This window comes from Psychrobacter sp. T6-1 (assembly GCF_052258445.1).
The window spans coordinates 1-1,016 of record NZ_JBQQFC010000560.1 but is presented as its reverse complement, the minus strand read 5'-3'; the positions used below and the strand labels follow the sequence as shown (position 1 = coordinate 1,016).

Here is a 1,016-nt window from a genome sequence, read left to right as displayed (position 1 = left end):
ATGAATGATGAGTCAACGATACTGAGCCTAGCAGCAGAGATAGAGCGTGCTGGCTGGTTTACTAAGCCAGCGTTTGAGAAGTAGATTTATTTGGTATTAGTTATCGCAAACACGCTTTAATCAAAACGATAAATATCCATACCTAAGCTATGATGCGCCATGCTTTGATGAACCACAGAGACACGTTGTCCTGCACCTAAAGCAAAAAATAGCGGTAATAAATGCTCGTCGCTTGGGTGAATATTGCGGTAGTCAGGATATTGCTGCCAATCTAGCGCCGTTGGTATATCAGTTTTAAGCTTTTTAAGCAGCCATAGCTTAAAGTCTTTGGCGGTCTCATCAATACTATCAGCTTGCCATTTCATAGCTTGTAGATTATGGGTGATGTTGCCTGAACCGATCACAAGGATTTGCTGATGACGTAGGTTTGCTAGCTGCGCGCCTAATTGATAACAGGCTACGCTATCATAATGACGCGGCAAAGAGATCTGCACGATGGGCACATCAGCATCTGGGTATAAATGATGAAGCGGTACCCAAACACCGTGATCCCAAACTCGCACGGGATTGACGCGGCATGTGATACCACGCGCGCTTAGTTGCTGCGCAAGCGACTCTGCAAGCGATGGTTGACCTAATGCTGGATAATTTAGCTCATATAGCGCGTCATCAAACCCTGAAAAGTCATGCCAAGTCTTAGGTTTTGGGTTGCTACTAATCTCAAGCTTACTCGATTGCCAATGTGCGGACATGATGATAATCGCCCGCGGCTTGGGCAGGTTGTGGCCCATGCGAGCTAGTGCATTGGTCGTCGCTGATTGCTCGGTTGCGAGCGTTGGCGCGCCATGCGAGATAAACAAAGCTGGCAAAGTTGCGCCGTTGCTTAAGCGCGCAGACGAATCTGCCCATGTAACCGATCCTGTAATGGGAGCGATATCCGTGCGCGCTTGGCGGTCTGCGTGCGCTTGATAGTTAGGAGGTGTCGCAAATCTTGATTGAGTCATCTTGCATTTATT

The 1,016-nt window shown here is 47.7% G+C and carries 1 protein-coding gene; it reads right to left on the bottom strand.

The window, feature by feature from the left end:
- Nucleotides 1-116: 116 nt before the first annotated feature.
- Nucleotides 117-1,004 (bottom strand): DODA-type extradiol aromatic ring-opening family dioxygenase, encoded by an 888-nt coding sequence (locus tag ACTXGO_RS14580; protein WP_443542643.1) that lies wholly within the window; start codon nt 1,002-1,004, stop codon nt 117-119.
- Nucleotides 1,005-1,016 lie beyond the last annotated feature (12 nt).